Annotated in this window: 17 protein-coding genes; 7 read left to right on the forward strand and 10 right to left on the reverse strand. The window is 66.8% G+C overall.

Annotated features, from left to right (window positions below; genetic code table 11):
• Window positions 1-195: 195 nt before the first annotated feature.
• On the forward strand, window positions 196-3,057 hold the full coding sequence (glnE, locus tag BM125_RS11035; protein ID WP_092407913.1) for a bifunctional [glutamate--ammonia ligase]-adenylyl-L-tyrosine phosphorylase/[glutamate--ammonia-ligase] adenylyltransferase: 2,862 nt from the start codon (window positions 196-198) through the stop codon (window positions 3,055-3,057).
• A gap of 163 nt (window positions 3,058-3,220) precedes the next feature.
• Here the strand turns inward: glnE and BM125_RS11040 are convergent, their stop codons facing one another.
• On the reverse strand, window positions 3,221-4,213 hold the full coding sequence (locus BM125_RS11040) for a mitochondrial fission ELM1 family protein (RefSeq protein WP_092407915.1): 993 nt from the start codon (window positions 4,211-4,213) through the stop codon (window positions 3,221-3,223).
• Window positions 4,214-4,397: 184 nt separating this feature from the next.
• Here BM125_RS11040 and BM125_RS11045 point away from each other — a divergent pair, with 184 nt between their 5' ends.
• Both BM125_RS11045 and BM125_RS11050 read left to right on the forward strand, forming a co-directional pair.
• Window positions 4,398-5,000, forward strand: coding sequence for a malonic semialdehyde reductase (locus BM125_RS11045; protein WP_092407917.1), 603 nt, complete (start codon window positions 4,398-4,400; stop codon window positions 4,998-5,000).
• 23 nt (window positions 5,001-5,023) lie between these two features.
• Window positions 5,024-5,614, forward strand: coding sequence for a YceI family protein (locus BM125_RS11050; protein ID WP_092407919.1), 591 nt, complete (start codon window positions 5,024-5,026; stop codon window positions 5,612-5,614).
• Between the two features lie 170 nt (window positions 5,615-5,784).
• Here the strand turns inward: BM125_RS11050 and BM125_RS11055 are convergent, their stop codons facing one another.
• The gene (locus BM125_RS11055) at window positions 5,785-7,053 is read right to left on the reverse strand and encodes a Yip1 family protein (protein ID WP_092407921.1); all 1,269 of its coding nucleotides are present in this window, start codon (window positions 7,051-7,053) and stop codon (window positions 5,785-5,787) included.
• Window positions 7,054-7,253: 200 nt separating this feature from the next.
• Between BM125_RS11055 and BM125_RS11060 the strand changes: the two genes are divergently transcribed.
• From BM125_RS11060 to BM125_RS11070, 3 genes are read left to right on the forward strand one after another with little or no spacing between them, the layout of a single operon-like run.
• Window positions 7,254-7,463, forward strand: coding sequence for a zinc-finger domain-containing protein (locus BM125_RS11060; RefSeq protein ID WP_092407923.1), 210 nt, complete (start codon window positions 7,254-7,256; stop codon window positions 7,461-7,463).
• Between the two features lie 42 nt (window positions 7,464-7,505).
• On the forward strand, window positions 7,506-8,666 hold the full coding sequence (locus BM125_RS11065; protein WP_245778893.1) for a glycosyltransferase: 1,161 nt from the start codon (window positions 7,506-7,508) through the stop codon (window positions 8,664-8,666).
• Entirely contained in the window at window positions 8,666-9,955 is a 1,290-nt protein-coding gene (locus BM125_RS11070) for an O-antigen ligase family protein (protein ID WP_175498031.1), read from the forward strand. The genes BM125_RS11065 and BM125_RS11070 overlap by 1 nt, the downstream gene beginning before the upstream one ends.
• Here BM125_RS11070 and BM125_RS11075 read toward each other — a convergent pair.
• From BM125_RS11075 to lpxL, 3 genes are read right to left on the reverse strand one after another with little or no spacing between them, the layout of a single operon-like run.
• Window positions 9,842-11,254, reverse strand: a complete 1,413-nt coding sequence (locus tag BM125_RS11075; RefSeq protein WP_092407927.1) for a DUF3999 family protein — start codon at window positions 11,252-11,254, stop codon at window positions 9,842-9,844. The genes BM125_RS11070 and BM125_RS11075 overlap by 114 nt on opposite strands.
• The gene (locus BM125_RS11080) at window positions 11,251-13,962 is read right to left on the reverse strand and encodes a DUF2339 domain-containing protein (protein WP_092407929.1); all 2,712 of its coding nucleotides are present in this window, start codon (window positions 13,960-13,962) and stop codon (window positions 11,251-11,253) included. Before BM125_RS11080 ends, BM125_RS11075 begins: the two co-directional genes overlap by 4 nt.
• 26 nt (window positions 13,963-13,988) lie before the next feature.
• Window positions 13,989-14,918 carry an LpxL/LpxP family Kdo(2)-lipid IV(A) lauroyl/palmitoleoyl acyltransferase gene (gene lpxL / locus BM125_RS11085; RefSeq protein WP_092407931.1) on the reverse strand — a complete coding sequence of 310 codons (930 nt, stop codon included), beginning with the start codon at window positions 14,916-14,918 and terminating at the stop codon, window positions 13,989-13,991.
• 77 nt (window positions 14,919-14,995) lie between these two features.
• Here lpxL and waaA point away from each other — a divergent pair, with 77 nt between their 5' ends.
• Entirely contained in the window at window positions 14,996-16,267 is a 1,272-nt protein-coding gene (gene waaA, locus BM125_RS11090; RefSeq protein ID WP_092407953.1) for a lipid IV(A) 3-deoxy-D-manno-octulosonic acid transferase, read from the forward strand.
• Between the two features lie 97 nt (window positions 16,268-16,364).
• On the opposite strand, the gene BM125_RS11095 is transcribed toward waaA, so the two are convergent.
• The 5 genes from BM125_RS11095 to BM125_RS11115 all read right to left on the reverse strand — a co-directional run bounded on the left by BM125_RS11095 (window position 16,365) and on the right by BM125_RS11115 (window position 23,418).
• Window positions 16,365-17,747: a TolC family outer membrane protein gene (locus tag BM125_RS11095; RefSeq protein ID WP_092407955.1), complete on the reverse strand. Its 1,383-nt coding sequence runs from the start codon at window positions 17,745-17,747 to the stop codon at window positions 16,365-16,367.
• Between the two features lie 42 nt (window positions 17,748-17,789).
• Window positions 17,790-18,449: a protein-L-isoaspartate O-methyltransferase family protein gene (locus BM125_RS11100; protein ID WP_092407933.1), complete on the reverse strand. Its 660-nt coding sequence runs from the start codon at window positions 18,447-18,449 to the stop codon at window positions 17,790-17,792.
• A 96-nt stretch (window positions 18,450-18,545) separates the two neighbouring features.
• The gene (locus BM125_RS11105) at window positions 18,546-18,890 is read right to left on the reverse strand and encodes a hypothetical protein (protein WP_139224963.1); all 345 of its coding nucleotides are present in this window, start codon (window positions 18,888-18,890) and stop codon (window positions 18,546-18,548) included.
• A gap of 95 nt (window positions 18,891-18,985) precedes the next feature.
• On the reverse strand, window positions 18,986-22,171 hold the full coding sequence (locus BM125_RS11110) for an efflux RND transporter permease subunit (protein WP_092407937.1): 3,186 nt from the start codon (window positions 22,169-22,171) through the stop codon (window positions 18,986-18,988).
• Between the two features lie 146 nt (window positions 22,172-22,317).
• A complete protein-coding gene (locus BM125_RS11115) occupies window positions 22,318-23,418 on the reverse strand; it encodes an efflux RND transporter periplasmic adaptor subunit (protein WP_175498032.1) in 1,101 nt (366 codons plus the stop codon).
• Window positions 23,419-23,425: the final 7 nt, after the last annotated feature.

The raw sequence follows: 23,425 nt of genomic DNA on the forward strand, positions 1-23,425 counted from the left end.
CGACTGGGTGCGTGGCTCTACGCGGCAGCGTACTTTCCGTGAGCCGTGCTGAGTGAAAGGTGAATCGTTTCGCGCGCTCCCCGCGCGGGTGCGAAGCGTGCGCCCGCGGGGGTCGCGACGCAATAGCTTGCAAGAATGCAGCCAGGTTTGCGGCCGTGCTGGCCGTGGTCGAGGCCGACTGCCAGAATCGACGGCATGAGCATCGCCGCCCGTCCGCAAGCCATCGAAATCCTCCTGGATTCCCGGTTGTCACGCCTGGAAACCGTATGCCGGCAGGCCGGGGTGCCGTTCTACGATGACGCCGGGGTCGACAGCCATCTCGAGCGGGTCCTGCTGGCCAGCGACTACGCGTTCGAGAGCTTTGTCCAGGATCCGCAGTTGCTCGGGCCCGATCTGGTCCGCCTGATGAACGATCCGCGCCACGCCGACGCGCGCGCCACGCCATTCTCACAGCCATTGCCCGACGAAGAATTCCGCGCCGAACTGCGGCGCTTCCGGCGCCGCGAGTCGATCCGCCTGATCTGGCGGGACGTCAACGACATCGACCGCATCGAGACCACCCTGGCCGCCTCCAGCGTACTGGCCGAAGTCTGCCTCGAAGTCGCCCTGCGCCATGCCGAGCGGCAACTGGCCGAGCGCCACGGCGTGGTCCGCAACGAGGCCGGCGAAGTGCAGCGGCTGGTCGTGCTGGCACTCGGCAAGCTCGGTGGCGGCGAACTGAATTTTTCGTCCGATGTCGATCTGGTCCTGGCCTACGAGGAAGCCGGTGGCAGCAGCGACGGTGCGCGCGCGCTGGATGCCGAAATCTGGTACTCGCGGCTGAGCCAGCACCTGATCTCGCTGCTCGCCGACCGCACTTCCGAAGGTTACGTCTACCGCGTCGACCTGCGCCTGCGGCCGTTCGGCAATGTCGGTCGCGTGGCGCTGTCGTTTTCGGCCATGGAGCAGTACTACCAGCGCGAGGGTCGCGACTGGGAGCGCTATGCCTGGATCAAGGCGCGGCCGGTCGCCGGCGACAAGGCCGCCGGCAACCGCCTGCTGGCGACCCTGCGCCCGTTCGTGTTCCGTCGCTATTTCGACTACACGGCGTTTGCCGGCCTGCGCGAAATGAAGGCGCTGATCGACGCCGAAGTGGCGCGTAAGGACCTGGCCGAGCACATCAAGCTCGGCCCCGGTGGCATCCGCGAAATCGAATTCATCGTCCAGCTCATGCAACTGATCCGCGGCGGTCGCGAACCATCGCTGCGCGTGCGTGGCCTGCTGCCGGCCCTCTCGGCCTGCGAGCAGCTCGGACTGATCAGCGCCAAGCGCAGCAAGCGGCTGGTCGAGGCCTATCGTTTCCTGCGCCGCCTGGAAAATCGCGTGCAGATGTTCGCGGATCAGCAAACCCATGAATTGCCGGCCGACCACACCCAGCGCCAGCGTATTGCGCTGGCCCTGGGCCATGCCGCCTGGGTCGATCTGGTCGCCGCCCTGGATCGCCACCGGGCCGCGGTCAGCGAGGAATTCGACGCAGTGATGGCACCGGCGCAACGCGCACGCACCTCGGCGAAGGCGGTCGAATGGAACGCGCTCTGGCAACGCTGCGCCAGCAACGGCGTCGATACCGGCGCATTTGTCGAAGCCGGTTTCGATCCGGTCGAGCCGGTCGTTTCGGCGCTCGAGGGCCTGCTCGGCAGTCCGATCCTGCGTGCCGCATCCGTGCGTTCACGTGAGCGCATCGATCGGGTCATGCCGGCCCTGTTTGGCGCGGCGGCCGAAAGCGCCGCGCCGAGCGCCTGCCTGGTTCGCCTGATCGGCCTGGTCCACGCGGTCGCCCGGCGCTCGGCCTACCTCGCCCTGCTCGACGAGCAGCCGGTTGCGCTGAAACGACTGACCGGCGTGTTCGCGGCGAGCGCACTGCTCGCCGCACGCGTGATCGCCCACCCGCTGCTGCTCGACGAGTTGTTCGACGACCGCAGCGATGGCCCGCCACCCGATCGCGAGGAGATCGAGGCCGAGATCCTGCGCCGCCTCGGCTCGGTCGCCGATCACGACCTCGAGCGCGAAATCGAACTGGTCCAGGAACAGCGCCTGGCCGCGCATTTCCGCATCGGCCTGGCTTTTCTCGGCAAGCGCATCGATGCGATGCAGACGGCGCGCGCACTCGCCGCGGTCGCCGAAGCGGTGCTCGCCACCGTGCTGCGCATCGCCGAACGCGACCTGATCGCCGCGCACGGGCATATCGACGATCGACTCGGCGAGGGTGCCGGCATGGCCGTGATCGGCTACGGCAGCCTCGGCGGCATCGAACTCGGCTTCGGCTCGGATCTCGATCTCGTCTTCATCTACGACGGCAGCCACGCCGCGCTCGAATCGGATGGCGACAAGCCGCTCGAGGGCGCTCGCTACTATGCCCGTCTCGCGCAGCGTTTCGTGCACCTGCTGACCATGCTGACGCGCTCGGGTCGGCTCTACGAAATCGACATCCGCCTGCGCCCCGACGGCGGCACCGGCCTGCTCGTCACCAGCCTCGAGGCCTATGCCGCCTACCAGCAGGAGCGCGCCTGGACCTGGGAGCACCAGGCCCTGGTCCGGGCCCGCGCGGTCGCCGGCGACGTCGCCCTCGGTCGGCGCTTTACCGAGGCCCGCGCCCACGCCCTCGATGCCCGCGTCTACGGCGGCGAACTGCGTCGCCAGATCGTCGACATGCGCACGCGCTGGCGCAAGGAAAGCGATCGTTCGAACGCGCAGGTGCTCGATCTCAAGCAGGGCCTCGGCGCCCTCGTCGACATAGAATTCCTGATGCAGGCCATCGTCCTCGAGCACGCCTCGGTCCAGCCGCGCCTGCTCGGCGTCACCAATACCGCCGACCTGATCGACGTTGCCGCCAATGCCAGCCTGATCGACGCGCGCCAGGCGGAAATCCTGCGCGAGGCGCACATGCTGATGCTGGCCCGCTCGCTGGCCAACAAGCTCGATGCACGGCCGCGCCTGGCGCCGCGCGATGACGAACTCGACAACGCCACCCGCCGGGTCCTCGAGGTCGCGCGCGAGCTGGACCTGGCCTTCGACTGATTGCGGTGTTCAAAAGCGCAGCGCCCGGAATCGAACAGCGAAGAGCGATCCATTCGCCGCGCGGCGGTCGGGTGTCCTGCCTGGGAAGACGCTCCGGCGCATGCCAAGGACCCCACCATGCATGCCGGGGCCTCGTCCCTGGTTTTGCCGCGCGACGATTCAATCAGGCGGCTGGCGGACCAGATGGCCTGCGTTGCCAGAGCGCGCGGATGCGGGCGGCAACCTGAGCCGTCTCGCGCAGCGGGAGGCCTTGCGTCGGATCGTCGTCATCAAGGGCTGAGAGGCGACCGCTTCCAATCAGGGCCTGATGGAAATCACCAAGCTTGCCGACCACCGGCCGTGCAGCGAACGCATGCACTGGAACCGGGGTCGCGCAGGCTTCGGAGATCATGTTGACCGAATCGGCAGTAACGATGATGCGATCGGCCCAGGCGAGGATGCCGGGGTAGGGATTCTCGCCATCTTCGGGCCCTGCCCAGAGGATCCCTGGCCAGGCCGCGAATTGCCGGCGCAACGCGGCGATGCGATCGGCGGGCGTGCGTCGCGAAGCACTGACCAGGAAGCTGCCGCCCTGTCTTTCAAAAAGCCCGGCAAGCGCGCGATGAAGGGCCTCGAAATAGCCGTCATCGAGGGTCTGCGCCGAATTCGAGGCGCCGATCAATACGGCCGTCCTCGGTGCCGGACATTGGCCCAGCCTGGAAAAGCGCGCACGTCCGGCCGCGAGCCAGGCATCGTCGACGGGATTGAGCGCGCCGAGGGTCTCGATCAGGTTGCTCGCCGAGAGGCGGTCGTGGCGGGGGGCGACGACGACGTCGAACAGATCGGGTGAGACGCGTGGATCGAGGATCTGCACGGTGAAGCAGCGGCCCTTGCTCCAGCCGCGCAGGCAGCGCGTCAGCAGGGCCGCGCGGCGGCCGCAGCCGATCGCGATGTCGGGCCAGGGCGGATCTATCGGGCCGTGGTCCTGGTCGCGCAAGGCCCGCCTGGCAGCCCACGTCAGTCGTGGCGCGAGTGCAGCCCAGGGTTGCGCCACGGAAAGGCGCAGGATGCGCGGCTTCAGATCGAGCGCCTGGGCCAGGGCCAGCGCCTGGCGCTCGTTGCCGGCGGCGCCGTCGCTGATGACCCAGCAACTCGATTTGCAATCCTCAGAAGACAATCAGGTTCTCTTCGCTATCATGCCCGCTACTCCCGCTTGCCCGATGGCGCGACGCCACGCCGCAGAATTGGCATTGTCCACCAGACGGCAGCAATCCGTTCTGCTTCGTTGCGTTGAACCCGCGCCATTCGCCCCTAGACTTTAACCCGGGCAGGGACGACCTGTTCGGCTGACAGGAGTTTCGATGAAGAGTCCCCTTAACGATTTCGCCCTCGACCAGATTTTCCGCGCCGCGCGCACCTATCGCCGCTCCGCCGATGCCTGGCTTGACCAGGCGGTGCCCGATGCCTTGCTGAAACAAGCCTACGACCTGGCGAAGCTCGGCCCGACCAGTGCCAATACCCAGCCGATGCGCGTGGTCTTCGTACGTTCGCCGGAGGCCAAGGAAAAGCTGCGTGCTGCGTTGTCCGAGTCGAACGTGGCCCAGACCATGGCCGCGCCGGCCACCGCCATCGTCGCTGCCGACCATGCCTTCTACGAATTCCTGCCGCGTCTATACAAAGAGGAGGATGCGGTGCCGTGGTTCAAGGGCAAGCCCGATGCGATCGCGGCGACAGCATTCCGCAATTCGAGCCTGCAGGGCGCCTACCTGATCATCGCCCTGCGTGCGCTGGGCCTCGATTGCGGCCCGATGTCGGGTTTCAGCAATGCCAAGGTCGATGCCGCCTTCTTCGAAGGTACCTCGATCAAGTCGAACTTCCTGATCAATATCGGCTACGGCAATCCCGCCGTGCTGCGTGCGCGCGAAGAGCGCTTTGCGTTCGATGAGGCCTGCCGCATCGAATGATTTTTTCCAGACGGAGAGAACCCATGTTCCAGAAAACCCTGCTTGCCGCAGCGCTCGCGCTGACTTCGGCCTCGGCCTTCGCCGCTGCCGAGACCTACACGATCGATGGCACCCACACCCAGGCAAATTTCACCTGGAATCATTTCGGCTTTTCCAATCCGAGTGCCGGATTCGACAAGATCGAAGGCACGATCCGCTTCGACGCCGACGACGTCGCGAGTTCTGCGGTCGACGTGACAATCGAGATCGACAGCCTCAACAGCCACGTGCCCAAGCTCGACACCCATCTGAAGAGCGCCGATTTCTTCGACGTCGAGAAATATCCGACCGCCACGTTCAAGAGCACCAAGGTCGAGAAGGGCGCCAGCGCCGGCACATTCAAGGTAACCGGAGACCTGACCCTGCATGGGGTGACCAGGCCGGTGGTCCTCGAAGCCACGCTCAACGGTATCGGCGAACATCCGATGAAGAAGGTGTCGGCCATTGGTTTCGATGGCCACACCACGGTCAAGCGCAGCGATTTCGGCATGGGCGCCTACGTGCCGAACGTCAGCGACGAGGTGCGTATCAGCCTGACCACCGAGGCGACGGCCGCAAAGAGCGACGCAAAATAACTTGGTGAGACGGTGCGGGTAGCCGGGCCGCCGCCATGGTGTCCCGGCTGACCCGGCCCGGCGGGGGCGGGAACGTCTTTCCGGCCGGATCCGTTTCACGAGCGGGTGGTCGTGCCTGCAAGCTTGGCCGCAGACGTGGCCGGGGAGAACGAATCCGGCCGATACCGGACTCAGCCGTTCTTGACGCCCTGGTCCTTCAACGACTCGAGACCGGCCAGGTCGAGCGAGGACAGCGCCGACTTCAGCACGTTCATGTCGAGGCCTTCGCCACTGCCGTTCAGCTTGACCGCGAAACGGTCGCCGAGAACGATGCCGAATTCGCCGTTGTGGCTGTTGTTGTCCCAGCGTTCGTTGACCAGACGGCCATCCTGCTTGTAGGTCTTCTCGTAGCCGTAGGCCGTTTCCTTCTCGGTCTCGATGCCGGCGAAGCCGGCCAGGGCCATGATGCCCTTGGCTCCACCCATGTCGGTGATCTCGAGCTCGAGACGATTGTCGTTGGCGTCGCGGTAGGTGGCACGTCCCGTGCTGACCTGGACGCCCATGGCGCCATTGCGTTCGACCGAGATCGATTCGCGCTTGAAGCCGGCCAGCTTCTCGGGCAGGAACGGCTTGATCGCATCGGGCGCCAGGGCCTCAACCTGGCTGCCGCCGCCGAGCATGGTACCCAGCATCGCGCTGGCCGCCTCGGCCTGCGCATCGGCATCGCCGCTGCGCTTGGCCGCCTCCATCTTCTTGCCCTGCTGTTCCATCTGCTGGCCCAGCGCGGCCAGCTTGCCGAGCGCGCTGTCGGTATCGATGGAGACGTTGCTGCCGCTGTCGCCGATCCTGACCGCATTGCCGACCGCGGCACCCATGGTTCCGGCCGCCGTGATGCCGCCGACGATCATGCCGAGGATGATACTGAGGACGAAGCCGATCAGGACCGTGACGATGGTGTAGCCGACCGCCTTGTCCTGCGGGCAGCGCATCGTGTTGGGCAGCCCGAGGAAAAGCAGGTAGGCGCCATAGAAGAAGCCGGCCCAGACGATCAGCCAGCCGATCCATGGCACGATCACGGCAACGCCCGCGACCCAGCCGGCCGTGGACATGTAGGCAGCCGTCTTCAGGGCCTGGATCTGGTTCTTCTCGCCACCGAAGGTCGGCGCCAGCGCATCGATGATCAGGCCGATCAGGTAGACCACGGCGAGTGCCAGCGCGTAGGCGACGATCATGCCGATGATGCCGCTGACGATTGGCGTGCGGGCGGTGAATCCGAACGCGCTGTACCCGATCAGGCTGCCCTTGATGAAGCCGGCGATCGCCGGGATCGCGGCCAGCACGACGATGTAGTTCTTGTACAGATTGGCAACCGTCTCCTGCTCGGCCGCGATCACCGGCCATTCGGTCTTTGGTGACATCAGGATGGCTTGGGCGCGTGCAATGAGCTTTCCGAAATCCATTGGTTTCTCCCCTACGTTGGTGGATTGAGGCGATGCACTGCAGTGCATTCACCCGGGCATTCTAGGCGTTTGAGTTCGGCAAGGTTGCCCGACCGCGGAGGGTCGGGCTGCGAATCGGCCCACACGCCAATTGTGACGCACTTGGCACAATCCATGCTGCTAAACTGTCTGACTATCGTCTTTTTCTGGAGTCTGGGCGTATGTCGTTGCGCAATCCAGCGGTCGAACCGCGCTTGCCGGCCAATGCCGAGAACCGCTACCCGGTGAAGCGTTCGGATTTGCCCCTGAGCTGTCCGATGCCCGCAATGGCGCTGTGGAACTCGCATCCCAAGGTCTATCTGCCGATCGAGGAGCAGGGCGGAAACGCCAAATGTCCGTATTGCGGGGCCGAATTCGTGCTGGAAAGCTGAAAAAACCGGCGCACCGATCCCACTGCCGATGCCGAGGCCGTTTTGTCCGAACCTGGTCCGAATCTGACACCCCGGCGCCTGTGCGTTGCGCAACTGGTGCCGGCACTCGTTTCCGGCGGAGCCGAACGCTCGACGCTGGAAATCGGCCGAGCCCTGGTCGAGGCGGGCCATGAATCGATCGTGATTTCGGGCGGTGGCCGCCTGGTCGGACAACTCGAGGCCGAGGGCAGCCGTCACATCGAGCTGCCGATCGGGCGTAAATCGTTGCGCACGCTGACCCTGGTGCCGCGCCTGCGCTCGATCCTCGCCGAGGTTGGCGCCGACATCGTGCATGCGCGCTCGCGGCTGCCGGCCTGGATCGGCTGGCATGCGCTGCGCAAGATCGGCCCGCCTCGGCCGCATTTCGTCACCACCGTGCACGGACTCAATTCGCCGGGCTGGTACAGCGGCATCATGGCCCGCGGCGACCGCGTGATCTGCGTTTCGAACATGGTCCGCGACCATGTGCTCCGCCACTACCGCGATACCAATCCTGCGCGTCTGGTGTTGATCCCGCGCGGCGTCGACGCCATTGAGTTCCCGTTCGGCCACCAGCCCGATGACGACTGGCGCACGCGCTTTTTTGCCGAGTTTCCTCGGCTCGAGGGCGCTCCGTTGCTGACCCTGCCGGCGCGCGGAACCCGACTGAAAGGCCACGCCGATGCGATCAGACTGCTGGCCGACCTCAAGGAGCGCGGAGTCGATGCGCGCCTGCTGCTGCTCGGTGCGCGCGAGCCTGGTCGAGAGTCCTATGTGACCGAGCTCGAGGGCCTCGCCGAAAAACTCGGCGTCGCCCCCGACATGGTCATCTCGGCACCACGCGAGGACGTCCGTGATGTCATGGCCGTGTCGACCCTGATCCTGCAGCTGAGCACCCAGCGCGAGTCGTTCGGGCGCACCGTGATAGAGGCCCTGTCGCTGTGCCGGCCGGTGCTCGGCTACGCCCATGGCGGCGTCGGCGAACTGCTGACTGACCTGTATCCCGCCGGACGCGTTCCTGCCGGCGACCGCGCGCGCCTGGTCGAGCGTGCCGCCGAGTTGATGCGTGCGGCACCGGCGATCCAGCCGCTGACCCGCTATCGTCTTTCCGACATGCAGGAGGCCACCCTGGGCCTCTACCGGGAAATCGCCGCCGAACCGCTGCGTCGACGCAGCGACCGATGATGCTTGCGAGTCCGCAGCGACGCGGCGAACTGGCGGCGTTGCTGGTGGTGCTCGGCGTTCTCGTCCTGCTGCCGATCGGACGCAGCTCGGAGCTGCCGGTTCTGGTTGCCGCGCTGGTCGGTCTTGGCCTGCTCGTGCGCTATCGCAGTTCCTTGTTGAGCGATGCGGGCCTGCGCCTGATCCTGATCCTGTTTGCCTGCTACTGGCTGCCGATCGTCTTTTCGGGTTTTGCTGCCGTGGCCCCGGCCAAGACCTGGATGACGGCGCTGGAGACCTTGCGCTTCCTGCCGCTCGCGGTGTTCGTGGCATGGGCATTGCGCAGAGCCGAGGTCTGGCCGGCCGTGCACGTCTCGATAGCGGCGATCTGCGGACTCTGGCTGGTCGACGCATGGATCCAGTATCTGACCGGCAACAGTCTTGGCGGCGCGCCGGAAGCCGAACGCCTGGCCGGTATCTTCGGCGCCGGCAACCTCAAGCTCGGCCCGGTGCTGGCGACGCTCGCGCCGTTCCTGCTGCTGGTGGCGCGAGAGCGCACCGGCCGGCTCGGACTCCTGCTCGCTTTCGTCGCCTTGCTGATTCCGATACTGCTCGCCGGCTCGCGCGCGGCATGGCTTTCCTATGCCCTGGTCTGCGTCGTCTTCGCCTGGCGCGAGACGCGGGACTTCCGGCGTTTCCTGCCGCTGCTGATCGGCGTGTTGCTCGGCGTCGCCTTCAGCATCGGCATGGCCTGGCGCGGATCAGCCGGCTTCGGTGCGCGCATCGAGCGCAGCTTGCTGGCATTGCAGGGAACCTCGGCGGCCATCGACGACGCCTCGGCCGGTCGGCTCAGCATCTGGCAGACCGCCTACGCGATGATCCGGGCGCATCCGCTGACCGGCGTCGGCGCGCGCGGCTTCCGCTACGACTATCCGCAGCACGCGGCGCCCGGCGATCGCTTCGTCGATGCCAGAACCGGTGTCGGGGCCTCGCATGCACACCAGGTCGTGCTCGAAGTGCTTAGCGAGACCGGACTGGTCGGTTTCCTCTTCTGGACGCTCGGCGTCACCGTGGCGATTCGCGCCTGGCGACGGGCGAGGCCGGCGCAGAGAGCCCGGGCCTTCGCGCCGGGTCTGGCCCTGGTCGCGATGTGCTTTCCGCTGAATACCCACCTGGCCTTTTACTCGGCCTGGTGGGGGCTATTCTTCTGGTGGCTGCTGGCGCTCTTCACCGCGGCCCTCGCCGCTGCCGCGCAGCAGGCTGATGGCGATGCCGCCAACCACCGCGGCGGCGCCGATCAGCACGCTCCATAGCAGCCAGCGCTTCCAGTTCACCGGCTGCTGCGCGGGACGCAGGGCCTTGGCCCCGGCGCTGGCACGCGAGTCGCCCAGATCGGCCACGGCCGGTTGCCATTCCGGGCCAAAGCGCGAGCGCAGCGAAACGAGCGCCGGCTCGATCGGATAATCCGGATAGCGTTCGCTCGCGCTGCCGACGGCAAGCAGGAACGGACCGTTTCCTTCGGCCAGGAACAGCAGACGTGCCGGACGGTAGCCGACCACGACATCCGGGGGTGCGGCCAGCGGTGTTGCCGAATCGAGTCGCAATGACCGGATTCGCGGTCCTGGCGTCAGCGCGGCAAAACCGTTGTCGATCACGTCGCCGTCCTGCAGCAATCGGAACGCGACGAAGCGTGCGCGTCGGACCCAGCGTCCCGACGCCGGCGCCTCGTCAGCCGACGCCAGCACGTCCAGTTGCGCCACCGCATTGTCGCTGGACAGGTTGACCTTCACGTCGGTCGCCGGCACGGCAGGGTTCAGGACGTACAGGAAGCGCGTCTTGTCGGCGTCCAGTTCGCCGAGACGCTCGACCGATGCCGCCTGCAGCCACTGCACGCGCGCCGAGCCAGCCACGTGTCGCGTCCTGCCTGCTTCGGCGCGCAGGCCGGCCAGTGGCAGGCCGTCATCGGTCCGCAGAAGCCGCAGGTAGCGCAGCCGGGTGGTCGAAAGATCGATGTTGCGACGTTCGATGCGGGCGCCATCCTGCTCGATCATGACCACGGTGGCATCCGCGTTGAGCAGGTCCCAGCGCTGCAGATCGTTGCTGCCACGGACTTCGAATCGGGCAATGAGCTTGTCGCGCGGCGCATCCCAGTCGAGTTCCAGATAGTCGATGCCGCGGTCGAAGGCAGCGAGGTCGAGCAGCCATTCGCGCGGTTCGACCGCCACCGTGGGTTCGCCCGTCGACTGCGCCTCGAGCCGGCGCAGGCGGCCCGCCGCGTCGCGCTCGACGACGAGGTGCAGGTCGACACCGGTGCCGCCACGGCGACCGTCCGGAAGCGCCAGCACCGGAACAGAGGCGCGCTGCTCGACTTGCGAGTCGGGAAGTTCGACCGGCCGGATCGTCATCGGCACGGCTTGACCAGCCGCATTGAACACGGCGAGGTCGCGCAGATCCGGATCCACCGATCCGGCATAGACCGAACTGTCCAGTTCGAACTGCCACGCCGCACTTTCGCCGCTTGTCCGGATCGGAATCACGTTCGCATAGTCGGCCGGGCTCGCGGCCATGCCAGCCTGCGCCGTCAGCCCGACGCAGAGCAGCAGGCGCTTCATGCCGCCTGCTCCGTGGCCGTTTCGCGGGGTGGCGCAGGGGCCAGGTAGCCGACCAGGGTGCAGAGCAGGCCGTAGGCAATGAACGAGGCGATGCCGAACAGATTGCCGAGATGCTGGCGGTCGATCAGCAGCAGCTTGGCCAGGACCACGGCCATCAGCACGGCGCTGGCCAGCCACAGCGGGCGATTGCCGCGTCGCGACCCGATCACCCAGCCGGCCACGCCGAGGATGCTCCAGACCACGGCCAGGCTGGTCTGGGCGAGGCTGGCCGAGAGCAGGCGTTCATCCCACGCGATGCCGCCGAGATGATGCACGGCGCGCAGGGTCGCATCGGTGATCAGGATGAAACCGCCGGCGGCGAACAGCGCTGTGCGCCGGCCGCGGATGATCGCCGGTGCATCCGGGTCGCGCATCCACAGGGCCAGCACGATCAGGGTGGCGAGCTGGAACAGTTCGAGCGGATTGAGCAGCGGCACGAAGGCGAGCGGCGCGCTGGCGCCGGCATTGAACAGGCTAAGCAGGAGCAGGAAGCCGAGCACGAACGCCTGCGAGGTCAGCAGGCCTGGCCGGTAGCGCGGGAATTCGTCGCCAAGCGGATGGGAGATCCAGTGCGGCCTGCGCAGCGCGAGGCCGTGCACGAGCAACACCGGCAGACCGATCATCGCCAGCAGCCAGCCGGCGTCGAGTTCCGCGCGCAGGGCGACCTCGCGCAGACTCAGGCAGAAGGCCAGGGTCCAGGTCCACAGCCAGCCGAGATGCGCCGTGGTCTGTGCCGCATCCGCGCTGCTGCGCAGGCAAGCGAGGCTGCGCAAGCCGAGGACCGCGAGCGCGACATGCGCGAGCCCGCTCCAGCCGGCAAAGACCTGGCCGTCGACGCCGATGACGGCGCTGATCGGCAGGGTGACCCAGAACAGCACACCGACCGTGAAGGCCAGGGATCGGCGTTGCCAGAGACGTTCCGCTTCGCCGACCAGCCAGGCGCTGACGGCGACTACCCCAAGCACCGCCGGCAGCTGCTCCTCTGCGGCGACGAAGCGGTCGATGTCGACCAGCCAGGCGCCGAACCACCAGGCCAGGCCCCAGAGATAGAGCACGACGCCGAGTTCGGCCGAGCGATTCGCGCGCTGATAGAGCCAGGCACAGGCCAGGGCTGAGCCGGCGATCAGCATGGCACCGAGGAACGGGCCGTTGGCCAGCGGCAGCGCATCGACTTCGCGCGCACCGATGGCCGCGACATAGGCGCCGGCGGCGAGCAGTTGCAGGAGCAGGCCGATCCAGCGCGGCAGGCGGCGTTGCTGGCGCAGGCCGAGCCAGACCAGGGCGGCGCCCTCGAGGGCGAACAGGCAGCCGGTCGTGCGCGCCGACAGGGCCAGCGGGATGGCCAGGGTCGAGAAGCCGAGGGCGAGCACGGCGAACGATTCGCCGAGCACGCGCAGGCGCCTGATCAGGCCGGCCGCGAGCGCGGCATAGATGACGCCAAGTGCGAGTGCCGAGATCGCCAGCGGCATGCGCTCGCCTTCGAGCAGGGCGGCCTGCAGGGCAAAGGCGACCAGCGGGTTGCCGAACACGAGGGTGCCGTCGACGACATCGGGTCGCTCACGCCCGAGCCTCAACGCATAGAGGACCGGGATGGCGAGATAGAGGACGAAGAACAGGACCAGGAACGGCTCGGTGCTGTCGAACAGGGCGTGGTTGTATTTGAGAACGCCCCAAAGCGTGCCGATTGCATAAGTGAAGAAGAAGCCGATCAGGTTCAGCACCCGCCATGCGCGCGTCCAGGCGATCGCGAACACCGCGACGTTGAGCACGGCATAGTAGGAAAAAAGGAAGACATGATTGCCGCTGCCGGTCGAGATCAGGATCGGCGCGGCGAAGCCGGCGACGATGCCGAGCACGGCCAGGGCCAGCGCATCCTGCAGCACCGCGAGCAGGCAGACGCCGGCTACCAGGATGATCATCAGGGCGAACGCCGGCAATGCCGGCAACAAGTGATAGAGACGAAATGCCGCAAACACGGTCAACAGCAAGATGCCGATCGCGCCACCCTGCAGGCTCAGCGAGAACGCGCGACGCGTATCGCGCTGGCGCCAGGCGAAAACCAGGGCTGCTACCGCCGCAACGGCAACGCCGACCAGACGGAACTCGATCGGAAAGGTAAACCAGCCTTCGTCGGCCGCGTACTTGAGCAGCGCGGCGACTCCGGCGAACAGCACGAGCATGCCGACCTTGACCGGCACATTACCCTCGGTGAACCAGGCCTTGATCCAGCCGACCGCGCGCTCGCCGACATCGGGACCTGTCGGCTCGCGTTCCTGCCAGGCAATCGCCGCGCCCATGGACTCGGGCTCGGTCTGGATGCTTGCCGCGGGCAGGGGAGGCGCGGGCATCGGATCGGGCAACTCGAAGGCTTCCTCAGCCTGGGGAACCGGCTGAGGCGCGGGCACCTTTGGCCGCAGGTCGAGGGCCTCGCTCATGGCAGGCGGCACCGCTCGGGCCGCGACCGCGGCGCGTGTGGACTCGGTGGCATCCCGGGCCTCGAGGCGCGATTCAATGGCGCGCAGCCGGGCGCCGAGGGCGGCGACACGGGCAAGCAGATAGCCGATCGTGGCGCCGGCGAGAACGCTGACGACCTGGCCTGACTCGCGATCAAACAGCGTGGCGAGCACGATTCCGATGAATGCGCCCGCAATTCCCCCTACCAGTCCCATGCTGCGCCTTCCCCTGCGATGGACGATCAACGATAGACCGAAGCCTGCCCTTCGGGCCGGTTCTTGAAGCGCCGGTGGATCCAAAGGTACTGGGTCGGCGCTTCGCGCGCCATGCGTTCGATCGCGGCATTGACCCGGGCCGTGTCCGCGGCGACGTCGGTGCCGGGGAAATCGGCCAGTGGCGCTTCCAGGCGCAGGACGTAGCCGCCGCCTTCGAGGCGTCGATGGAAGAACGGGATCACCCGCGCCCCGGATAGCCGGGCCAGATGATGGGTCGCGGTCAGGGTTGCCGCGGGAATGCCGAAGAAGGGCACGAACACCGTGTCCTTGCCGCGCATGTCCTGGTCCGGGGCGTACCAGATCGCGCCGCCTGCGCGCATGTAGCGGACCGCGGCGCGGACCTCACTCTTCAGGAACATGGTATCGGCATAGCGTTGGCGGGCGCGCCGGATCGCCCACTCGAAGGCGGCATCGCCATGCTTGCGGTACATGCCGGCCAGGCGGATGCCGCCCTGCTCGATCAGCAGCCGTCCCGCCAGTTCCAGATGCGAGAAGTGGGCGCCGGTCAGGAGCACGCCGCGACCTTCGGCGGCGGCCGCGGCGACGTGCTCGAGGCCTTCGATGCGTGCAGGGACCCGCAACAGTGCCTTGCGCGTTCCCATCCAGGCCAGGGCGAACTCGACCAGCATCAGGCCGACATCGCGCAGGTTCTGCTCGAGCAGGCGGCCGCGTTCGGCAGCGTCGAGTTGCGGAAAGCACAGTTCGAGGTTGCGCGCCGCGATGCGCCGTCGCGAGCCCGGAATGCGCGCGAACAGCCAACCCAGGGCGCGGCCGGTGCGCATGAGCAGCCCATAGGGCAGGCGCGACAGCAGCCAGAGCAGGCCGAGCCCGATCCAGGCCGGCCAGTGGCGCGGTCCGAGCAGGGCGGGGCGAAACGGGGGCGATTCGGCACTCATCGACCGATTATGGCGGCCGGGCCGCTTTCTGCCTATGCGGCCTATACTGCGCGGTCTTGTCTGGAGCCCGATCCGTGCTGCGCCTGCTGTATACCCTGACCATGTACCTGCTGACGCCGGTGATCCTGTACCGGCTGGCCGCGCGTGGCCTGCGTTATCGGCGCTACCTGTCGCGCTGGAAGGAGCGCTTCGGCTTCTTTCCGGCGCCAGGGTTCAACAACAGCTGCTGGGTGCATGCGGTTTCGGTCGGCGAGGTGAATGCCGCAGTGCCGCTGATCGAGGCGCTCATGCGCACCTATCCCGAGGCGCCGATGGTCGTGACCACGGTCACCCCGACCGGTTCGGAGCGCGTGCAGAAACTGTTCGGCGACCGCGTCTTCCACGTCTACCTGCCGTACGACCTGCCGGCCTCGGTCAAACGCTTCCTCGACCGCATCAAGCCACGCTTCGCGGTGATCATGGAAACCGAGATCTGGCCGAACCTGTTCATCACCTGCCGCGAGCGCGCGATTCCGATCGTGGTGACCAATGCGCGCCTGTCCGAGCGCAGCCTGCGCGGCTATGGGCCGGTTCGGCCGCTGGCCCGTCGTGCGATCCGCTGCGCCAGCTTCGTCGCCGCGCAATCGCCGCTGGATGCCGAGCGCCTGCGCGCGCTCGGTGCCGCGGTCACCCGCCTGGCCGTAATCGGCAATCTGAAGTTCGACATGCCGGTGCCGCCGAGCCTGGCCGGCACCGGTGAGCAACTGCGCCAGGGCTGGGGCCGGCGGCGTCCGGTCTGGATCGCGGCGAGCACGCACGAGGGCGAGGAAATGCCCGTGCTCAAGGCACATACGGCGGTCCTGCAACGCTATCCGGACGCCCTGTTGCTGATCGCACCGCGTCATCCGGAACGCTTCAGGCCGGTGATCGGCGCCTGCCGTTCGCTCGGTTTCGCCACGCGCACGCGCAGCGAGGACGAGGTCGCGGACGAACGCTGCCAGTGCTTCGTGGTCGACACGATGGGCGAGCTGCTGCACTTCTATGCGGCCGCGGACATCGCCTTCGTCGGAGGCAGCCTCGAGCCGATCGGCGGGCACAACCTGCTCGAACCGGCCGCGCTCGGCAAGCCGGTCATTGTCGGTCCGCACACGTTCAACACCGAGGAAGTGGCTTCGAGCCTCATCGAGGCGAAAGCCGTGCTGCGCGTCGAAAACGCCGAACAGCTCGGTGCCGCGGTGATCCGCCTGCTGACCCAGGAAGACCTGCGCCGCGCCATGGGCCAGGCCGCCCAGGCCGTCCTCGAACGCGAGCGCGGCGCCGTCGAGCGCACTCTCAGGATCGTCGAACAGGTGCTGGAGAAGCAGGCGTGAAGGGCGGGGATTGGAGATTCGGGATTGGAGATTCGTAAGAGCGGCGGTTACCCGGTTGGCTCTTGCGAATCCCGAATCCCAAATCCCGAATCCCGGCTCACTCGAGCAACGCGTTCACCGCCTCGAGGTCGCTGACCTGGATGACGCCGGCGGATTGCTTGAGGCGCAGGCCATTGAGGACGAAGGCGTGGCGGGCTTGCGAATAGCTGCTTTGCGCCGACAGCAGCTGCTGCTGGCTGATCAGCACGTCGACGATCGTACGCGTGCCGACTTCATAGCCAGCCTGGGTCGCGTCGAGCGAACTCTGCGCGGAGATGACTGCCTGGCGCGTCGCTTCGACCTGGCTGGCGCCGGCGATCACGGCGCGATAGCCGTTGCGCGTGCTGCGTTCGACCAGGCGCTTCTGCAATTCGTACTGGTCCTGCGCCGCGTCGCGGTTGTAGACCGACTGGCGAACCCTGGACTGCGTGTAGCCGCCGGCAAAGATCGGAACATTGAGGGTCAGTCCGACCGTGGTCGACCAGCGCTCGCTGTTGGTGTGGAAGGCGTCATTGAAACTCGACGCACTGTTGTCGGCCCAGCTCGGGTTCTTCGAGTAGAGGATCTGGCCGCTGATCGTCGGCAGATGGCCGGCGCGCGCCGTGTTGATGTCCGCATTCGCCGCCTCGAGCTGGTAGGCGTAGGAACTGAGGCTCGGATTCTGCGCGATCGCGACGTTGACCCAGTCATCGGGGTTTTCCGGATTGGGCTTGTCCAGCGGCAGCTTGTCGCGCAGCTTCTTGAGTTCGCCCGGCTCCTTGCTGGTCAGCTGGCGCAGGGCCTCGCGATTGTCATCGAGCGTGTTCTGCGCGGTGATCACGTTGGCCACGGCCGTATCGTGCTGGGCCTTGGCATCGTTGACGTCGGTGATCGCCGACAAACCGACCTCGAAGCGTTGCTGGGCCTGCTCCATCTGGCGGTTCAGGGCCTGCTCGTTGGCCTGGGCGAACTTGAGCGCATCCTCGGCGGTCAGCACGTCGAAGTACGCGGTGGCGACGCGGATCAGGAGATCCTGCTGGGCCGCCTCGTAGGTCGCGTCGCCGGCCTTGGCCACCGATCGCGCGGACTTCAGTGCCGTCCACTTGCTGAGGTCGAGGATGCTCTGGTCGAGGCGCCCGCTCAGGGTCCGGTCGTAATTGTTCGAGGACGAGGTCACGTTGACCAGGCTCTGGCTCCCGTCCTCGTTGGTGACGAATTGCGGGCCACCGCTGCTGCCGTGGCTCTGCGAATAGCTCAGCGAGGCGCCGATCTGCGGCAACAGGGCCGAACGCGCCTGGTCGACATTCTCGCTGGTCGCGTAGTTGGTGGCCTCTGCGCCGGCCAGCTGCGGATCCGAGGCGCGGGCCTCGCCATAGATCTGGATCAGATCGTCGGCATGGGCCAGCGGAGCGCCTGCGCCGAGCACGAGAGCCAGGGCCAAAGGCAGTGAACGGAGTTGCATCATCGAATCATCCTCGGGTGTGCAGTGCCGGGTGCCGCGCGTCTACAACGTGAAGTGGCGCGGCGGCGTGGCGTTGGTCAAATAGGGAATATCGGTCTCGAACAGGCTCTCAGTCTGCCAGTGGGTCGCATCGACGCGCGTGTGCAATAAGGCCTGCATGGCCGGCGATTCGCCGGTGATCGCGAACAACCGGCCACCGGGCCGGACCCATCCGCGAACCCGCTCAGGCAACGCAAAAACCGCGCCAGTCAGTACGACGCAGTCAAAGGGTTCCTTGGTTGCATAGTCGGTCAGGGCATCGCAGACCTCGACCGTGACGCCCGCAATGCCGGCCCCGGCCAAGTTGCGACGGGCCTGGTCGGCCAGGTCCGCGTGCAGTTCGACACTGTGCACCCTGCCTCCCAGTTCGGCCAGGCAGGCGCTGAGGAATCCCGAACCCGTTCCGATTTCGAGCACGCGCTGTCCGGGTTCGATCGCCACCGCCTGCAGCACGCGGCCCTCGACCACCGGCTTCAACATGACTTCACCATGGCCCAGGGGCAGCTCGACGTCGACGAATGCCATGCCACGGAATCGTTCCGGCACGAAGTCCTCGCGATGCAGGCGGCCGAGCACCTCGAGAACGCGGGGGTCGAGCACCTCCCAGGTGCGGATCTGGTTCTCGACCATGTTTTCGCGGGCCAGCTCTGCTTGGGTAGACATCGGCAGGTTCCAGAATCGGGTAAAAAGGGGCGAAAGCATAAGAGGTCTGTCCGCAGGCGGCAAACAAGCCCTGCGCCGGGCGCCGCGGCAGGGTCCTCAGGCGGCCACGGTGGATCCGGCCTCGGCCCGGTCCAGTCGCGCGCGCATGCGCGGCAACTGGTGCCTGACCGCAGCCGCCAAGGCCGGTTCGATGCTGGCGAGGGCGCTCAGACTCAGGGATGCTCCGCTGGCGCCGAGCGTGACCCACTGCAGGGTCAGCCAGCGTTCGAGCAGTCCGCGGTCGTCCCCGGACAGTGCGGACAGTGCGGCACGCGCCGCCGTGCGCAGGGCTGCACGACGAAAGCGCCCATGCCGCGGACGCTCGTCCAGCACGGCAGCGAAGGCCTGCTGGGCCAATCTCAGGGACCAACGATCCGGGTCGGCTTGACCGGGATTTGCCAAGTTCAGCGCTGCCTCACCCATACCTGCCTCTCATGTGGTCGTCGCTGCGTGTTTCCAGATGCTTTCCGGACCGGCCAACGACAAGTGGTGTTCCGTCAATGGTCTGTCTGCAAATCCGGGGCCAATCGTGCCGGCGGCGTGTCGCGGCGGACACGGAACCAGGCCGCATAAAGCGCCGGCAGGAACAGCAACGTGAGTGCCGTGGCCACCGTCAGGCCGCCCATGATGGCGACCGCCATCGGTCCGAAGAATGCGCTGCGCGAAAGCGGGATCATGGCCAGGATGGCTGCCGCGGCGGTCAGCACGATCGGCCGGAAGCGGCGCACCGTGGCGTCGATGATGGCATCCCAGGGCTTGTGGCCCTCGGCGATGTCGTGTTCGATCTGGTCGACCAGGATCACCGAATTGCGCATGATCATGCCGAACATCGCGATCGTGCCGAGCATCGCCACGAAACCGAACGGCACCCGGAACACGAGCAGGAACAGGACCACGCCGATCAACCCGAGCGGAGCGGTAAGGACCACGATCAGGACGCGCTGGAAGCTGCGCAGCTGCACCATCAGCACGCTCAGGACAACGATGAAGAAGAGCGGGAAGCCGGCATTCACCGAGCCCTGGCCCTTGGCCGATTCCTCGACCGAACCGCCCGTATCGAGTCGATAGCCTTCGGGCAGGTCGGCGCGGATGCGATCCAATGCCGGGCTGATCTGGGCATTGATGCTGGCTGGTTGCAGCGCGCCTTCGATGTCGGCGCGCACGGTCACCGTCGGCAGGCGGTTGCGCCGCCAGATGATGCCGTCCTCGAAGCCGTAGTCGATCCTGGCGATATGGCCGAGCGGCACGCTGTGGCCGGAGGCGGTCGGCACCGAAAGACTCTGCAGCAGGCTCATCTGGGCGCGTTCCTCGGCGGGGCCGCGCAGGAGCACGCCGATCAGCTGGTCGCGCTCGCGATAGGTGGCGATCGGCACGCCATTGAGCGAGCTCTGCATGAAGTTCGCGACATCCTCGGAACTGACCCCGAGCACGCGCGCGCGATCCTGGTCGATGACCAGGCGGATGACCTTGCTCGGTTCTTCCCAGTCGAGGTTGACGTTGCGCGCGTTGGCATTGCCGCGGACCACGTCGGCAACATCGCGGGCGAGCCGCTGGACGGTGTCGATGTCCGCTCCGGAAACCCGGTATTGCAGCGGATAGCCGACCGGCGGCCCGTTTTCGAGGCGGATCACGCGGGCGCGCAGCTCGGGAAAGGCGCCCTGGAACAGGCTGAGCAGGTCCTTGCGCAGGGCTTCGCGTTCGGCATTGCCGTGGGTCAGCAGGACGAACTGGGCGAATCCGGCCTGCGGCAACTGCTGGTCGAGCGGCAGGTAGAAGCGCGGCGAGCCCGAGCCGACGTAGCTGACATAGTTCTCGAGCTCGGGGCGTCCGGCCAGCCAGGTTTCCAGCTTCCTGACTTCGGCTTCGGTCGCGTTGAGCGAGGAACCTTCGCTGAGCTTCAGATCGACCAGCAGTTCCGGACGGGTCGAGTCGGGGAAGAACTGCTGCTGGACGAAGCGGAAGCCGAAGATGGCCAGGCCAAAGATCAGGACCGTGGTGCCGATGACCAGGAAACGGTGCTCGACGCAGGCGCCGACCAGACGGCGGAAGCGTTGGTAGAACGCACTCGCATAGGGGTCGTGGCCATGCTCCGTGGAGCGCTCGGCAATGCCGCCTAACCATGTCGGCAGATGGCCGCGCAGGGCGTGGATGCGCGCGGACAGGCCGGATCGCGGATGCGTGCGGGCTGGGGCATGCGGATCCGGCAGCAGCTTGTAGCCCAGGTAGGGAATGAAGACGACCGCGGCGATCCACGAGAGCAACAAGGCGATCGTCACGACCTCGAAGATCGCCCGCGTGTATTCGCCGGTGCCGGACTTGGCCGTGGCGATCGGCAGGAACCCGGCCGCGGTGACCAGGGTGCCGGTCAGCATCGGAAAGGCCGTCGAGGTGTAGGCATAGGCCGCCGCGCTGACCCGGTCCATGCCCTGTTCCATCTTGATCGCCATCATCTCGACGGCGATGATCGCGTCATCGACGAGCAGTCCGAGGCCGAGCACGAGCGCACCCAGCGAGATCTTGTGCAGGCCGATGCCGAAGTAGTCCATCGCCGCGAACGTCATGGCCAGGACCAGCGGGATCGACACCGCGACGACGAAGCCGCTGCGCAGGCCCAGCGAGAAGAAGCTGACCAGCAGTACGATCGTGACGGCTTCGCCGAGGGTGCGAACGAATTCGCCGACCGAGCGACTGACCGCGGCTGGCTGGTCGGCAACCTTGTGCAGGTCGAGGCCGACCGGCAGCGTCTTGCCGATCCGCGTCGTCGCCGCCTCGAGGTCATGGCCGAGGGCGATGATGTCGCCGCCCTTGCGCATCGAGACCGCGATGCCGATCGCCTCGGTGCCCTTGAAGCGCATGCGCGGCTGCGGCGGATCGACGAACCCGCGCCGGACCTCGGCGATGTCGCCGAGCCTGAACAGCCGGCCGTTGCTGCCGCGGATGCTGAGATCGCGGATCGCCTCGATCGAATCGAGTGCCCCGCTCGTGCGCAGGTAAATGCGGTCGGTCGCGGTCTCGAAGCTGCCGCCTGGAACCACGGCATTCTGCGCGGCCAGCGTTTGCTGCAGTTCGGCGAAGCTGACGCCGAGCTTGGCCAGCTTGGCGTTCGAAGCCTCGACGTAGATCTTCGGCTCCTGGCGCCCGACCAGTTCGATCTTGGCGACGTTCGGCACGCGCAGCAGTTCGAGCTTGACCCGCTCGGCATAGTCGCGCAGGTCGGCGTCGTCGAAACCCTCGCCGGTCAGCGCGTAGATGTTGCCGAAGGTGTCGCCGAACTCGTCGTTGAAGAACGGGCCACGGATGTCCGCCGGCAGCGTGTAGCGGATGTCTCCGACCTTCTTGCGCACCTGGTACCAGACGTCCGGCACCAGGTTGGGATCGATCGAATCCTTGACCACGAAGAAGACCTGCGATTCGCCCGGCCGCGAGTAGCTGCGCAGGTAGTCGAGCTCCGGAATCTCCTGCAGCTTCTTTTCGATCGCCTCGGTGATCTTTTCCGAGATCTCACGTGCCGTCGCGCCCGGCCACTGGGTCTGTACGACCATGACCTTGAAAGTGAATGGCGGGTCCTCGGCCTGGCCAAGACTGCGGTAGGACCAGATACCGATGATCGCGAGCAGGATGATCGAGTAGAGGACGAGGGCCTGGTTGCGCAGTGCCCACGAGGAAAGATTGAATGACGGCATCGCTCACGCTTCCGACGAATGCACTTTGGGCCCGCTTCCGTCGTCGACCGCAGCGGCCGGACGCGCGCTCGATAGAGGTCCTCTCCACTGTGCTGCCGGCGGGGAGAGGGAGGAGCTCCGGCAGCACAGGAAGAGGGGTTGAAGGGTCAAAAGGTGACGCGCCGGTTGAGCGAGTCGATCGGATTGATCGTTTCGCCCTCGCGCAGGCGGTGTACGCCGGCGGTGACGATCCAGGCATCGGCGACCAGGCCGCGGCTGATCAGGGCGCCGGTTTCGGCGTACTGCTCGACGGTGACCGGTGCCAGGTGGACCTTTCCGGATTGGGTGTCGACCTGCCAGATTGCCGGTTCGCCGGCCTTCTCGTAGAGCGCGCTGAGCGGCACCAGGAACTGGTCGTCGCGCGCACCCGATGCGAAGTAGACGCGGGCGGTCTGGCCCAGCCGAGGCTTTGCGTCGGCGTCGGAAATCGAGACGCGGACCTGGTAAGTGCGCGTGGTCGGATCGGCTCCCGGAGCGATCTCGCGGACTTTTCCGTCGTGCAGTTTCCCGCTGTCGGTCCAGAATTCCACACGCGCGGCGTCGCCGGCGGTGAGCTGCGCAACCGCCTGTTCCGGAACATCGATTTCCACTTCGCTGGCGCCATCGTGGGCGAGCGTCACGATCGCCTGACCAGCACCGACGACCTGGCCGACCTCACCCGAAACGGCTGTGATCACGCCATCCGCGTCGGCGCGCAACTCGGCATAACCGGTCTGGTTGCGCGCCGTGTCGAGGGCGGCCCGGGCTTCGGCCACGTGCGCCTTGGCGGCTTCGAGCGCATTGGTCTTTGCTTCGAGATCGAACTGGCTGACGAAGCGCCGCTCGAACAGGGTCTTGTAGCGTTCGTATTCGGACCTGGCCAGTTGCAGGGCGGCCTGTGCCGAAGCGAGCGAGGCGCGGGCGCTGGCGGTGGCCAGCTCGAGATCGCGCGGATCGAGCTCGGCCAGGACCTGGTCCTTGTCGACATGCGTGCCGACGTCGACCCGGCGCGAGCTGATCTTGCCGGCCACGCGGAAGCCAAGGGCACTTTCGTAGCGTGCGTGGACCTCGCCCGGATAGACGCTGACGGCCTGGGCCGTGGCAGGCTCGACCCGGGCGACGCGGGCCACCCGCGGCGGCTCGGCGACGCCGGCCTGGGAGTTGCAGCCGGCCAGCGCTGCAATCAGCAAAACGCCAGCGATGTATCGGCAGACAGGGACCGGACGCATCATTACA

The sequence above is a fragment of the Dokdonella immobilis genome (assembly GCF_900115085.1).
Taxonomy (GTDB): domain Bacteria; phylum Pseudomonadota; class Gammaproteobacteria; order Xanthomonadales; family Rhodanobacteraceae; genus Dokdonella; species Dokdonella immobilis.